Genomic DNA, 14,972 nt, shown 5'->3' on the forward strand with positions numbered 1-14,972 from the left:
TAAGTTAAAGTATTAATGGAAGTTTTCATAAATTTTCTTTGCCATAGACTTTCCAACAATATCAGAAAGATCTTTAACAGAAGCTTTTTTTATTCTACTTACAGATTTAAATTTTTTGAGCAATACTTCTGCTGTTTTTTTTCCCACGCCTTTAATATGTTCCAGTTCAGAATCAATGGCAGCTTTACTTCGCTTATTTCTATGGAAAGTAATTCCGAACCTATGGGCCTCATTTCTCAATTGTTGAATTATTTTAAGGGATTCCGATTTTTTGTCCAGATATAAGGGTATTGAATCATTTGGAAAATATATTTCTTCCAGTCTTTTTGCGATCCCAATAATTGCTATTTTGCCTCTAAGCCCCAATAAATCCAAGCTATTAACAGCAGACGACAATTGTCCTTTACCTCCATCTATCACAACAAGTTGTGGCAGACCTGCATCTTCTTCTAACAATCTCTTATAGCGTCTGAATACCACTTCTTCCATTGATTTGTAATCGTCAGGGCCATCTACAGTTTTAATATTAAAATGCCGGTACTCCTTTTTAGAAGGTTTACCATTTCTGAAAACCACACATGCAGCAACAGGGTTACTTCCCTGAATGTTTGAATTGTCAAAACACTCAATATGCCTGGGTTCTTCAGAGAGTCGCAGATCAGTCTTCATCTGTGCCATGATTCGATTAGAATGCCTATCGGGATCTGTGATCTTTACCTGCTTAAATCTTTCCAGCCTATAATATTTCGAATTTCTTTCCGACAACTCCAATAACTTCTTCTTATCACCCAATTTGGGAACCGTGACTTTTAAATCCTCGCTTATTATACATGAAAAAGGGAGAATAAGTTCGCCGGACTGAGAATTAAAACGCTGTCGAATTTCAATAATTGCCAATTGAAGAAGCTCTTTATCGGATTCTTGTAACTTTTTCTTGATTTCTATTGTGTGGGACCTCACAATAGATCCATGAGAAAGTTGCAGGAAGTTAACATAAGCATAAGCATCATCGGAAATAATGCTAAAAACATCAACATTGTTTATTCTTGGGTTTACTATTGTAGATTTTACCTGGTAGTTTTCAAGCACTTCTATTTTATCTTTAACACGCTGGGCCTCTTCAAATTGCATTTCACGCGCAAATATCTTCATCTGTTTTTTAAAGTAGTGAAGGGAGGACTTAAAATTACCCTTAATTATTTGTCTTATATCAGCTATCTGTTTATCGTATTCCTCTGAAGTTTGAAGCCCAACACATGGCCCTTTACAATTACCGAGATGGTACTCCAGACACAATTTGTACTTACCTGTATTGATTTTTTCAGAAGATAAATCATAATTACAAGTGCGTAATTGGTATACACTTTTAATAAGTTCGAGCAGAACTTTCACGGTTTTCATACTGGTATAGGGCCCATAATATTCAGAGCCATCCTTAATAAGTTTCCGAGTTGGAAATATTCGCGGAAAACGTTCATTCTTGATGCAAATCCAGGGATAAGATTTATCATCTTTCAGCATGACATTATACCTTGGCTGATATTTTTTGATCAGGTTATTCTCCAACAATAACGCATCTGATTCCGTTTTAACGACAATATGTTTTAAAGAATGGATTTTCTTAACCATGACACGAGTTTTGCCGTACTCATGTCTTTTGTTAAAATAAGAAGTAACTCTTTTTTTTAAATTTTTTGCTTTACCTACATATAAAATTTTACCCTCTACATCATAGAATTGATAAACTCCGGGGCTATGGGGTAATGTACTCAATTTAATATCTAAAGGGATATCTGCCATAAGTCTGAATAGAACTTCATTACAAATGTAAGTTACTATCCTTTTAATGTAAGTTACTTTATCATTAATAAATGTCCTCCCATCCCTATAATTACCAGAGAAAAGAGGATTAGTCAAGAAACAGTTAATGGTTTATTAAAGCATTTGAATTCCAGATACTTTGAACATTACAGGACCGGTTTCCCAATGAAAAATATAACTATTTGACAATCTGTATGTTGCGGCTATAACAATGATTTTTAACAAAAAATATAGACTGGCTGTATGTTAAAAGAATTGTAAATATTGTGCATTTCATCGATTAAAATGTGCTCTTCATAGGATTAATGCCATTTTTTTATTTATATTTAACCAATAAATTTTACAAACTACATGGAAAATTATGTCATCACTTTAGGTATGTACCTTATTTTGATGCTATTTTTTAAAATATATTTTGCTGTTGCAGCAAAGGATTAATTTTATTAAAATAGTTCCCCAAACTAGCTACATGTTTAATCGATTATTATGCTAAAAAAAGAGCTTCGATTAAACCACCTCAAATTTAGAAAAGAATTATCTTCAGAAGTAATTCCCAATTACAGTTTAAGAATTGCAAATAATCTTTTGCAACTACCGGTATGGAAATTTGATTACTATCATTTATTCCTGTCAATCACCGAAAAAAATGAAATTGATACGAGTTTCATTATATCCATTCTACAGGGAAAGGACAAAAATATTGTTGTCCCCAAGGTATTAGATAACAGGAAATTAATTCATTATTTACTCACAGACAATACAACGTTCAGAAAAAATAAATGGCATATTCCGGAACCCGAAGATGGGTTAGAAGTACCACCGAACAAAATCGATGTTGTATTTATCCCCCTTCTGGCATTTGACGAACTTGGTTACAGAGTTGGCTATGGGAAAGGATATTACGATATGTTTATAAATGAATGTCGTGAAGACGTTCTAAAAATAGGGCTTTCCCTATTTAAGCCTGTAAGTAAAATAAGTGATGTGCAGAAACACGATTTACGAATGGATTACTGCATCACTCCAGAAAAAGTTTTTACTTTTTAATCTTCTTTCTTTCCAAATGCCTTTTTGTTGAATACTATTAATATTCCAACACCTGTACTTATAGCTGTGTCAGCTACATTAAACACAGGTTCAAAAAATCTAAAATTATCACCTCCGACAAAAGGCACCCATTGAGGCCAATTTGCGTCAATAAGGGGAAAATAAAGCATATCAACTACTTTACCATAAAACAGACTACCATAAGGTTCTTCTGAAAATAGTGTAGCTACCTGGTTATAGCTATCGTTAAAAATCATGCCATAGAAAAGGGAATCGATAATATTACCAACGGCTCCGGCAAAAATTAAGGACACAGCGGTAATTAATGTAGCTGTCGAATTCTTCTTTATAATATCGTATAACCAATATCCTATTCCAATAATTGCAAAAAGACGAAAAACAGTGAGTATCAACTTGCCAATTTTGTCAGATACCGGTAGGATATCACTTAATTTAGCACCCCATGCGGCGCCTTCATTCTCAATAAATAGAATTTTAAACCAGGAGAAGACTTCGGTTGCCTCTCCAAGTTCAAAATGCGTTTTGATATATATTTTACTAAGCTGATCTATTACTAAAACAATAACAATAATCAGCAGGGACTTTTTAAAAATCATTCTTGACACAATAGATTCGGCTAAAATAAGTATTCTTCCAACAATAGGGCTGGATATTCATTTAAATTAAACCTATGGTGCCATGGATTCAAAGAAGCACAAACGAGGGATTTTTTTCTATCCCAATAAATCCAATAATCACAATAGCATTATGAGGCCTGGAACAGCAATTCCAAACCAAAGAGGGGTATTGTTACAAGGATAAAATTGTAAAATTCCTAAAGGGCAATCCTCTGTTAAATCTAGTAACAAGTTCTCCGACAGGACAACTATTTATTTTTGCATATTCTTAGCCTCGATACTAAGGGTGGCATGAGGAACTAATTTAAGCCTTTCCTTATTGATAAGTTTACCGGTAACACGGCAAATACCATAAGTCTTATTTTCTATTCTTAGCAAGGCGTTTTTCAGATCGCGAATAAATTTTTCCTGGCGTATAGCCAACTGAGTATTTGCTTCTTTACTCATAGTCTCAGAACCCTCTTCAAAAGCCTTGAACGTTGGAGAGGTATCATCTGTACCATTATTTCCATCATTCATGTAAGAGCTCCTGAGCAAATCGAGATGGCTTTTTGCTTTCTCTATCTTTTCTTCTATAAGTACCTTGAATTCTTCCAATTCTTTATCGTTATACCTTACTTTTAAATCTTGTCCCATAATTTTAGTGTTTTTGGATAGACAATTTTGTGTTTACATCATCAAAGGAAATAGCAACGCCATCTTCCATTTGTTCTTCAAAATTAAGTTCAGAAGTTAAGGTTTCATTTTTAATATAGCTAATATTGCTCTTAACCGCTCTTTCAACCAAACCGTCTTTTAATATTCTAATATCTATTTTATCTGTTACCTCAAAACCCGAATCTTTCCTTAGGTTTTGAATTCTATTTACCAATTCCCTAGCAATCCCCTCCTGTTTCAGTTCATCATCAATAGTAATGTCCAATGCTACGGTTAAAGTGCCTGAGCTGGCAACAAGCCAGCCTTCTATATCCTGAGAGGATATCTCTACATCCTCTAACTGTAATATAATAATTTTATTATTTATATCAAGTGAAATTTTCCCTTCGCGTTCAATTTTTTGGATTTCATTTTGACCCAGTTTGCCAATAGCCGCACTTATCAGCTTCATGTCTTTACCAAATCTCGGCCCCAATACTTTAAAGTTAGGCTTTATCCTTTTTACGAGGACTCCTGAAGCATCATCCAAAAGTTTAATCTCTTTTACATTTACTTCGGTCTTGATTAAATCTGCGACAGCCTGAATCTCTGAGCGCTGTTTTTCATCCAAAACCGGAATCATAATTTTTTGCAAAGGTTGGCGAACCTTTATCTTTTCTTTCTGACGAATAGACAGAACAAGAGAAGAAATGCTTTGTGCTTTTTGCATTTTACTTTCCAATTCCTTGTTTACATAATAAGGATCATATTCCGGAAAGCTAGCCAGGTGAACACTGTCGGAAGCATCCTTAGCTGTTGCCCGGGTTAAATCCAGAAACAGCCTGTCCATAAAGAATGGCGCAACTGGTGCAGAGAGTTTGGCAATAGTTACAAGACAGGTATAAAGGGTCTGATAAGCAGATATTTTATCTTCCTGGTAATCCCCTTTCCAAAACCTTCTTCTGCTTAAACGAACGTACCAATTACTTAGGTTTTCCTGTACATAGTATGCAATGGCGCGTGTAGCTTTAGTAGGTTCATAATTGGCATAAGCTTCATCCACTGTTTTAATTAGTGTATGCAACTCTGATAATATCCATTGATCAATCTCCGGACGATTTTCCAGTAGAATTTCCTCTTCAGAGTAATCAAATTCATCAATATTGGCATATAAAGAAAAGAAAGAATAGGTATTGTAAAGTGTTCCGAAAAATTTTCTTTTTACTTCAGCTATTCCCTCAGAATCAAACTTTAGGTTATCCCATGGGTTGGCATTAGAAATAAGGTACCAACGCGTAGCGTCCGGACCATATTCTTTTATAGTCAACCATGGATCTGCTGCATTCCCCAGCCGTTTCGACATTTTTTTTCCTTCCTTGTCTAGAACTAACCCATTGGAAACCACGTTTTTATACGCTACGGAATCAAAAACCAATGTAGCGATCGCATGCAATGTATAAAACCATCCTCTGGTCTGGTCAACACCTTCTGCTATAAAATCTGCCGGAAAACTTTCCCGCTGATCAATAATCTCTTTGTTTTCAAACGGATAGTGCCACTGTGCATAAGGCATTGAGCCACTATCAAACCAAACATCAATAAGGTCGTTTTCCCGTTTCATCGGTTTTCCTGAATCTGAAACCAGGACAATCTGATCAACAATATTTTTGTGAAGGTCTATCTTATCATAATTCTCTTCATTCATATTGCCAACTTCAAAATCAGGGAAGACATCAGCATTCATAATCCCTGCGTCTACGGACCTGGCCATTTCCTTTTTCAATTGTTCAACGGAACCAATGATTAGTTCTTCTTTACCATCCTCGGTTCTCCATATGGGTAATGGTATTCCCCAAAATCTGGATCTTGAAAGATTCCAATCATTAGCGCTCGCAAGCCAGTTCCCAAATCTTTTCTCTCCTGTGGCTTTTGGTTTCCAGTTTATGGTTTCATTGAGGTCGTACATACGCTCCCTCACATCAGTGATTTTTATAAACCATGAATCTAAAGGGTAATACAAAATTGGTTTATCTGTACGCCAGCAATTTGGATAGCTATGCAGATATTTTTCGACCTTAAACGCCTTGTTTTCTTCTTTCAAACGAATGGCAATTTCAACATCAACTGAGCGTTCCGGAGCTTGTCCTTCTTCATAGTATTCATTCTTGACAAATTTGCCCGCAAGATCCCCCATTTCTTTTCTAAACCTGCCTTGCAAATCCACCAGCGGAACCGGGGTGCCATTTTCATCGAGCACCAACATGGGTGGTACAGGCGGATCTGCTTTTTGAGCGACCTGCATGTCGTCTGCCCCAAAAGTAGGAGCAGTATGAACTATTCCTGTACCATCTTCTGTGGTAACAAAATCTCCTGCAATAACGCGAAATGCATTTTCCCGGTTTTTATAAGGTTGGGCATAAGTGATTAGCTGCTCATATCCAATTCCTACCAATTCTTCTCCGCTGCAAGATCCCTGTATGTAATACGGTATTTTTTTATCTTCTTTAGAATAAGATAGCAGCTCTTCTTCATTTTCTACTTCAAAAAATCTTCCTGAAAACTGATTGCTTATAAGGCTTTTAGCCAATAAAACAGTGGTAGGCAGATATGTATATTGATTGTAGGTTTTAACCCAGGCGTATTCAATTTTTGGGCCAACCGTAAGTGCAGTATTTGAAGGAAGTGTCCATGGTGTAGTTGTCCATGCCAGGAAATACATGTCACCTTCAATCTCCTTTAAAAAATTCGGTATTGAGTTCTTTTTAATCTTAAATTGAGCGGTAACCGTAGTGTCTGTAATATCCTGGTAGGTGCCCGGCATATTCAATTCATGAGAACTTAACCCAGTTCCCGCTTTAGGGGAATAAGGCTGTATGGTATAGCCTTTATAAATAAGGCCTTTATCATAAATCTGTTTCAAAAGCCACCATACCGTTTCAATATATTTGGGCTTATAAGTAATGTACGGATCATCCATATCTACCCAATATCCCATCTTCTCGGTAAGATCATTCCAGGCATCTGTATAGCGCATTACCGCTTTTTTACAAGCCTCATTATATTCTTCTACTGAAATCTTAGTACCGATATCCTCTTTGGTTATTCCCAATTCCTTCTCTACACCAAGTTCAATAGGCAGTCCATGCGTATCCCATCCGGCTTTTCGTTTTACCTGAAAACCCTTCATAGTTTTATATCTGGGAAATAAGTCCTTTATGGTCCTTGATATTACATGATGAATACCGGGCATTCCGTTGGCCGAAGGTGGTCCTTCATAAAAAACATAGCTCTCCTGACCCTCTCTTGTGGTAATACTCTTTTCAAAAATATTCTGGTCCTTCCAGAATTGAAGTATTTCTTCTCCAACCCTTGATAAATCTAATCCCTTATATTCCGCAAACTTCATAGTAACGGTTTCCTTTGCTGTAATTTAAGTCTGCAAAATTAATGAATTAGAATGAAATTTAAGGTCTTTCACAAAAATGTAATTAGCTAATCCTAGGTGTCGCTTTTGTTAGGAGCAAAAGACCTATGAAATATATACAGAACTATTCTGGGAAAGTATACAGGAGAAATCTTGGAAATTCAACTATCCCCATTAAAAACGAAAACTTAATCCCAGAACAAAATTAATTCCCGTTGCCGCAATTCCGGAAGAATAAGGGCGATATCTTTGATTCGTTATATTTTCGATCGTAAATGTTAATCTTAAAGGATTAGATATCTGATATTGGGACCTTAAATTTAAGGTATACCAGGATGGGGAATAAGGATTACCATTTGCATCTTTGGCATAGATATAACTTTTATTCCTTTCAGAAATAGCCAGGTTGTTATAGGAAATTTCCCCATTGTAATTTAAGAATAGGTCTGTTTTCAACTTTTGGTTCCTCCAAATAAGATGAAAATCAGCAAAAGAAGGAGGAACATGCCTCACGGGAGTGTCATCACCATTTTCATCTTCTTCGGTACCATTTGTTAATGTAAGATTAGACAAGATGGAGAAATTATCAGAAAGAAACGCTTCTAATCCAAACTCCAACCCGTAGACATATGCACTCGATGCATTCTGAATAGCCTGCACATTACTCAATTCCCCGTTATAAATGATTTCTTCTTCCCCATTAAACTGATAATCCCTTCGCACCAGCGCATCAACGAGGTAGGTATAATAAGCAGCGCCTTTAAGGACTACTTTATCTTTAAAATTCTTATGCAACCCTATTTCAGCATTATAGGCATATTCTGGTTTTAAAAAGGGATTAGGTACAACTACAGATCCGGGTTCAGAATCGAACACTTTACCAATATCATCAATATTTGGCGCCCTAAATCCTGTAGATCCATTTAGTGTAACCTGGAAATCTGCTTTGGGAAACCAGCTAAAACCTACGCTCCCTGTCAAAGCACCATTATTCAAATCAGCATTATCAACAGGAAAAGAATAAAAAGTTGTATCAAAATCTGCGTTTATCCATACATGGCTATAACGAATCCCTCCCAGCCATGTAAAATTTGGTTTCGATTTTAATTCGGCATTAACATAGGCAGCCAGGGTTTGCCAGGTAGAACCGTCGGGATACCTGGACTGTGCGTTTTGCACTAATCCACTCTCAATATTGGTCTGTATTCCTTTAGACCCTACATTATTAAAAATATATTCGGCTCCATAATACATTCTTAAATTACCAATTTTTTTGTTTTCGAAATCCACATTGACAGAAAGTGCATCTATATTTTCCTTTGTTGTATATCGTATTGAATCCTGAAATTGCCGTTCATTTCTACTTTCTTTAAAATTCTGGTATGCGGTCGTAATTTTAAGGCCATCATAAAACTTTCCGCTCCCGTTTTTATAGATCTGTATATTTCCCATAAACCACTTTTGTGGTCCATAAAACCATTCAGCCGATTGTAAACCGGTACCATCACTATTTGGCCTTATTAATCTGTCGTATCTCGAATAATCCGAAGTGCTTGAATAAAACAAGCCTAAATCATACCTCCAATTATTATTCGGTTTATGCGTTATCTTCTGCATCAGGTTAATCTGATCATATTCTGTTGGTTTCTGCAGCCGTGGATCTTCATTTTCAACCAATACATCATTCCCATTCAAACGTTTTACATATTCATTCCTGAGATAAGAATCCGGGCCATGTCTACCCATTTTTAAATCATTAAAATTATTATAGGTAGCACTGGTGAGAAAAGCCCATTTAGAAGTACCCAGGTTTATTTTGAAATGTCCGGTATTTTCATCATTCCCTGAGGCGTATCTGTAATTCAAATTACCTGAAATATGCAGGCTATCTGTTGCTGAAAACTGAGCCTCATTTGTGATAAAATTCATTACCCCGCCAATTGCATCACTTCCATATATAACCGAACCGGGTCCAAAAACAACCTCGGTATTTTTAACCGTAAAGGGATCTATTGAAATAATATTCTGAATATTTCCTCCTCTGAAAATGGCATTATTCATACGTACCCCATCCACGGACAATAAGAGTCTATTTGTTGAAAATCCCCTGATGATCGGACTTCCACCTCCCAGTTGACTTTTTTGTACAAAAATTTGTCCGCTGTTTTGTAATAGATCTGCAGAAGTTTGTGGATTTGTAAACGCTATAGATTGTGTATTAATGGAAACTATCTTTTGAGGGATATCCTTTTTCTGCTGTTCCCACTTAGAAATGGACATTACCACTTCATCTAGCTGTTCTCTCTTTAAAGTAAGATAAACTTTCCCTCCCCTTCTGGTAAGAAGCTCTTTTGTGGATCTTTTGGTCTGGTAACTAATATGTCGTATTGTAATCCGTTCCTCCATATTAAAAACCGAAAGATCAGATATACCATCAAAATCGGTTAGAACGGTTTTTGACTTGTCGTTGTTGTATAGTACAGCATTGATAACTGGTTCCTGAGTTTCTGAATCAAGAATCGTTATTTTCTGAGCAGAAATAACGTTTACCAAAAGAAGTATAATAAGAAAAAGTCCCCTATTCATTTTAGCTAAAAACTTCATTCAAAATAGCAAGTGATCTGGGTTTTTTGAATCCGTGCAAATGTACTTCAAAATAGAGTACAAGGGATTGTAAAAGTTCTTGCCTGGTCTTGTTGCCCACTCTGATCATATGAATAGCATCAAAATTTGTGCCCAAAAATTCTTTAAAGGTTTCAAGCATATCGCCCTTAAGAATTGGATTAATCCCCGGGGATTCAATAAATTCTCCCTCTACAAGATCAAAATAAGGATAGCCGATATTTGTAGTGTCAGGATAAAACCCCAAATATTTTGATAACCCTAAAAGGAAAAAGAGATGAAAATTGCTAATACTATCGTGGGTATCGAGCCATTGAAGTGATGCTTCCAGAAAATTGAATAGCTCCTTATTTTGTTCTTCTTCAAAAATGCTGTTGAGCAATATCTCCGCCAAAAATAAGATCATTGCATTTTTGGCCATTTCTGAATGGACAGATTGATAGGGGTAACTGACCTTTGCATCAATTAGTCGCTCAAGAGATCCCTTATTTTTGTGATGTACAACTATTTCGAGTTGTGTTAGGGGTTGAAAGTATGCAGCTTTTAATTTCCCTTTTTTAGATGCCAATACCCCTTTAAGAAGATACGATTTTAAACCATCAGAATAGGTAAATGCTTTTACAATCAAACTTGTGTCTCCATATTTCAAAGAAGACAGAATTAAAGCTTTAGTAGTAATTTGCATCAAGAGTCCTTAAAATAAGGCAAAGATAGGTTGAATTAACCATAAAATAAGATTGACAATTACAGGCGCCAAGACTTTCACAAAGTTGGAAGCCAGGCCCACATAATTGTCAATCAGTCAATAAAAATTTATATCACACCCTGAGCAAGCATGGCATCGGCCACTTTTACAAATCCGGCAATATTAGCGCCTTTTACATAATTGCAATATCCGTCATCCTCTTGACCATATTCAATGCATGAGTCGTGAATATCTTCCATAATACCGCGCAATCTTTCATCTACTTCTTCCCTGGTCCAACTTATTCTCAAAGAATTTTGAGACATCTCCAGGCCTGAGGTAGCAACACCTCCGGCATTAGAAGCTTTGCCTGGTGCAAATAAGACTTTTGCATCATGAAAAGCATGGATTGCCTCCGGGGTTGATGGCATATTCGCTCCTTCAGCAATGCACAGACAACCATTGGCGATTAATTCTTTGGCATCATTTCCATCTAATTCATTTTGGGTCGCACATGGCAAGGCAATATCACATTTAACTCCCCAGGGACGTTTACCTTCATGGTAAGATGCTGATTTATATTTTTTTACGTACTCAGAGATACGTCCTCTTTTGTTGTTCTTAAGATCCATAACAAATTCTAATTTTTCAGTATCTATCCCATCTTTGTCATAGATATATCCACCAGAATCAGATAAGGTTAGTACCTTACCTCCCAATTGCAAGATCTTTTCCGCAGCAAACTGGGCAACATTACCCGATCCTGAAACTACAACCGTTTTACCTTTAATTTCCTCACTTTTGGTTTTTAACATACTTTGAGCAAAATAAACGGTACCGTACCCCGTTGCTTCCGGACGTATTTTAGATCCCCCCCAGGATAATCCTTTCCCGGTAAGTACTCCGGTGAATTCATTTCTTATTTTTTTATACATCCCAAAAAGGAATCCTATTTCCCTTGCACCTACGCCTATATCACCTGCCGGAACATCCGTGTTAGGTCCAATATGCCTGCATAACTCTGTCATAAAAGCATGGCAAAATCTCATAACCTCATCATCAGATTTTCCTTTAGGGTCAAAATCCGAGCCTCCTTTGCCTCCGCCCATTGGAAGGGTAGTCAGACTATTTTTGAATACCTGCTCAAAAGCCAGAAATTTAAGAATACTCGCATTTACCGATGGGTGAAAGCGAAGCCCGCCTTTATAAGGTCCTATCGCAGAATTCATTTGAATACGGTATCCCCGGTTTACATGTATTTCGCCGTCATCATCTACCCAGGAAACCCTAAAAGAAATTAATCGTTCCGGCTCTACCATCCTTAATAAGATATTTTTGCCGTAATAGATTTCATGTTGGACTATGTAAGGTAGTACTGTATCAGCGACTTCCTGTACCGCCTGGATGAATTCTGGTTCATGGCCATTTCGGGTCCGCACCTCATCCATAAATGCTTCGATAGTTGTGTTCATACTTAAATTGATTAGCTAGAGTATTTATTGAATTATAAATTCAGGCGCAAAATTATATCTTTTCTGCAATTTAGAGTAGCTTTTTTTAAAAATATGATAAAATTTATCCGATTGCCTGTTCCAGGTCAGAAATAAGGTCCTGGACATCTTCAATTCCCACACTAAGTCGAATCAGAGAATCAACAACACCACTTTTTTCCCGTTCATTTTTAGGTATACTGGCATGTGTCATACTTGCCGGGTGTCCGGCCAAACTCTCTACACCTCCAAGTGATTCAGCAAGGGTAAAAACTTTTAATTTTTCTACTATGGAGACGGCTTCCTTAAAATTGCTCCCTTTAGGTATAAACGATATCATTCCACCAAATGCATTCATTTGCCTGGCAGCAATATCATGATTGGGATGATCCTCAAAACCCGGCCAATACACTTTTTCAATCTTTGGATGCTCCTTTAAAAATTTCGCAATATGCATTCCATTCTCACAATGCCGTTCCATCCGAACATGTAATGTTTTAATTCCCCTCAGGACCAAAAAACTATCCATAGGACCACATACCGCTCCACTGGCATTTTGAATGAAATATAACTTTTCTGCTAAGACCTCATCTTTTACAACCAAAGCCCCTACAACGACATCACTGTGTCCTCCAAGGTATTTTGTAGCTGAATGCATGACTATGTCTGCTCCCAGGTCCAGAGGTTGCTGTAAATAAGGGGTTGCAAAAGTATTGTCTACCGCCATTAGCAGTTTATTCAATTTGGCCAATTCTGAGACTGCTTTCAGGTCAATAACATTCATCATTGGATTTGTTGGTGTCTCAACCCAGATTAATTTCGTTTTTGGATTAATTAAGGCCGCGATATTACCCACTTCCTGCATCCCTGTGAAGTGAAATTTAATTCCATACTTTTCAAAGATCTGCCGGAAAAGGCGATAACTTCCACCATAAAGATCATTCGTAGAAATTACTTCATCACCTGGCTCCAATAGTTTTATTACTGCATCCATGGCTGCTAAACCACTTGCGAATGCCAACCCATACTTACCGTTTTCAATACTGGCAAGTGAATTCTCCAGGGCGCTTCTAGTTGGGTTAGCACTGCGAGAGTATTCAAAACCCATGTGCTCACCAGGACTGGTTTGAGCATATGTAGAGGTTTGATAAATTGGGGGCATGACCGCTCCATAAGCTTTATCGGGACTTTGGCCACCATGTATTACCTTGCTATTAAATCTCAATTTCTTTTCACTCATAAGAAAAATTTATATCCACAAATGTATTGCTATCTTTTGGAGAAACCAATGAATGATTAGTTTTGCAAAAGATCCAAATTCTACACAATGAAACATATTATAGCCTGCCTTTTTCTTCTTACTTTATTAAATGGCTGCCAGGATAAGGGCAATATTACATTTGTATCCTTAAAACTCGCCAACACCAAATGTCAGGAATGCCCTGAGATTTCAATTGATATCCCAAAGGCCACAGGCAAAAGCCAACTCGATAAGACCATTAATCTTGCATTACAAAAAAAAATCATTTCCAAATTAACTTTTGATGATGAATTTAAAGATAAAACTATACTGGAGGCCATGGAATCTTTTACTGATGGCTACTTCGAATTAAAAAAGATTTATCATGATGAGACTATTGGATGGGAAGCAACATTTGATGGAAAGGTAATTTATGAAGACAAAAAACTACTGACTATTGAACTTCAATCGTATTTATTCACGGGAGGAGCTCATGGTTATGGATCTACCAATTATTTAAATTTTGATAAAAAAAGAGGTAAGGAAATGGATGACTGGGAGCTGTTCAAAGATAGAGAAGGTTTTGAACGGTATGCAGAAACTCAATTTAGATTACAGCAGAACATCCCTGAAAATGAGCCTATCAATAGTACCGGATTCATGTTTGAACAAGACCATTTCTATTTACCAGAAAATATTGGATTTACAAAAGAGGGCCTTAAACTATTCTACAATCAATATGAAGTTGCTTCCTATGCTGATGGGCCTATAGAACTCATCCTGCCTTATAGGGATGTCAAGAAATTTTTAAGTGCTAATATTAGAACCTAGAGATGCTGTTCCTTTAACAGGATTTTTTCCAAAGACAAAATCAATCCAAGATGCAATCCTTCGTGAAATAAATTATACACCAATGCGTCTTCAACATTACCCAATGTAACTTTGGTGCTGGTTGTATATTCATTATACTCCTTAAAAACCCCATTTTCATAATCCTCCTGGGTCCATTCTATAGTAGACATTAGAAATGCTCCGATATTGCCGATCTCTTCATCTGTAGGATGGGTATCCGGGACTGTCCCTTTTTTATATTTTTCAACTAACTCATCATCAATCCGCATTTTCAGATTACCCAACTTGTATACTAGTAGTTGTTGAGTAACAACAACATGTGCTATATTCCACCATATATTATTTCTATAACCTTCCGGGATTTGCAGCAGGAGTTCCCGAGGAGTTCGCCTTAATATTTTGTATAGTATTTTCCTGTTTTTAATGGTGATGTCAAATAATTTTTCCAATGCTCCGTGTTTTGTGGTTAATTACTATTTAAAAAGAAATACTAAAAATAGCACATTCATTACAAAAT

General features: G+C 36.6%; 11 protein-coding genes. 2 read left to right on the plus strand and 9 right to left on the minus strand.

Annotated elements, in window-relative coordinates:
- Positions 1 to 12 precede the first annotated feature (12 nt).
- The gene (gene uvrC / locus Q0X77_RS00415; protein ID WP_297791727.1) at positions 13 to 1,800 is read right to left on the minus strand and encodes an excinuclease ABC subunit UvrC; all 1,788 of its coding nucleotides are present in this window, start codon (positions 1,798 to 1,800) and stop codon (positions 13 to 15) included.
- 507 nt (positions 1,801 to 2,307) lie between these two features.
- Here uvrC and Q0X77_RS00420 point away from each other — a divergent pair.
- Complete coding sequence (locus Q0X77_RS00420) at positions 2,308 to 2,868, plus strand: 5-formyltetrahydrofolate cyclo-ligase (RefSeq protein WP_297791729.1); 561 nt, start codon at positions 2,308 to 2,310, stop codon at positions 2,866 to 2,868.
- On the opposite strand, the gene Q0X77_RS00425 is transcribed toward Q0X77_RS00420, so the two are convergent.
- The 7 genes from Q0X77_RS00425 to Q0X77_RS00455 all read right to left on the minus strand — a co-directional run bounded on the left by Q0X77_RS00425 (position 2,865) and on the right by Q0X77_RS00455 (position 13,603).
- Complete coding sequence (locus Q0X77_RS00425) at positions 2,865 to 3,485, minus strand: lipoprotein signal peptidase (protein ID WP_297791731.1); 621 nt, start codon at positions 3,483 to 3,485, stop codon at positions 2,865 to 2,867. The genes Q0X77_RS00420 and Q0X77_RS00425 overlap by 4 nt on opposite strands.
- Positions 3,486 to 3,758: 273 nt before the next feature.
- A complete protein-coding gene (locus Q0X77_RS00430; protein ID WP_297791733.1) occupies positions 3,759 to 4,142 on the minus strand; it encodes a TraR/DksA C4-type zinc finger protein in 384 nt (127 codons plus the stop codon).
- A 4-nt stretch (positions 4,143 to 4,146) separates the two neighbouring features.
- Entirely contained in the window at positions 4,147 to 7,548 is a 3,402-nt protein-coding gene (gene ileS / locus Q0X77_RS00435) for an isoleucine--tRNA ligase (RefSeq protein WP_297791735.1), read from the minus strand.
- A 192-nt stretch (positions 7,549 to 7,740) separates the two neighbouring features.
- Entirely contained in the window at positions 7,741 to 10,170 is a 2,430-nt protein-coding gene (locus Q0X77_RS00440) for a TonB-dependent receptor (protein WP_297791737.1), read from the minus strand.
- Positions 10,154 to 10,873: a DNA repair protein RecO gene (recO, locus tag Q0X77_RS00445; RefSeq protein ID WP_297791739.1), complete on the minus strand. Its 720-nt coding sequence runs from the start codon at positions 10,871 to 10,873 to the stop codon at positions 10,154 to 10,156. The genes Q0X77_RS00440 and recO overlap by 17 nt, the downstream gene beginning before the upstream one ends.
- A gap of 128 nt (positions 10,874 to 11,001) precedes the next feature.
- Positions 11,002 to 12,345 carry an NADP-specific glutamate dehydrogenase gene (gdhA, locus tag Q0X77_RS00450; protein WP_297791741.1) on the minus strand — a complete coding sequence of 448 codons (1,344 nt, stop codon included), beginning with the start codon at positions 12,343 to 12,345 and terminating at the stop codon, positions 11,002 to 11,004.
- A 103-nt stretch (positions 12,346 to 12,448) separates the two neighbouring features.
- Positions 12,449 to 13,603 (minus strand): cystathionine gamma-synthase, encoded by a 1,155-nt coding sequence (locus Q0X77_RS00455; RefSeq protein ID WP_297791743.1) that lies wholly within the window; start codon positions 13,601 to 13,603, stop codon positions 12,449 to 12,451.
- An 87-nt stretch (positions 13,604 to 13,690) separates the two neighbouring features.
- Here Q0X77_RS00455 and Q0X77_RS00460 point away from each other — a divergent pair, with 87 nt between their 5' ends.
- The gene (locus tag Q0X77_RS00460; RefSeq protein ID WP_297791744.1) at positions 13,691 to 14,434 is read left to right on the plus strand and encodes a DUF3298 and DUF4163 domain-containing protein; all 744 of its coding nucleotides are present in this window, start codon (positions 13,691 to 13,693) and stop codon (positions 14,432 to 14,434) included.
- Here Q0X77_RS00460 and Q0X77_RS00465 read toward each other — a convergent pair.
- Positions 14,431 to 14,904: a DinB family protein gene (locus tag Q0X77_RS00465; RefSeq protein ID WP_297791746.1), complete on the minus strand. Its 474-nt coding sequence runs from the start codon at positions 14,902 to 14,904 to the stop codon at positions 14,431 to 14,433. The two genes, Q0X77_RS00460 and Q0X77_RS00465, sit on opposite strands and share 4 nt — an antisense overlap.
- Between the last annotated feature and the right edge of the window lie 68 nt (positions 14,905 to 14,972).

The sequence above is a fragment of the uncultured Eudoraea sp. genome (assembly GCF_947258925.1).
GTDB lineage: Bacteria > Bacteroidota > Bacteroidia > Flavobacteriales > Flavobacteriaceae > Eudoraea.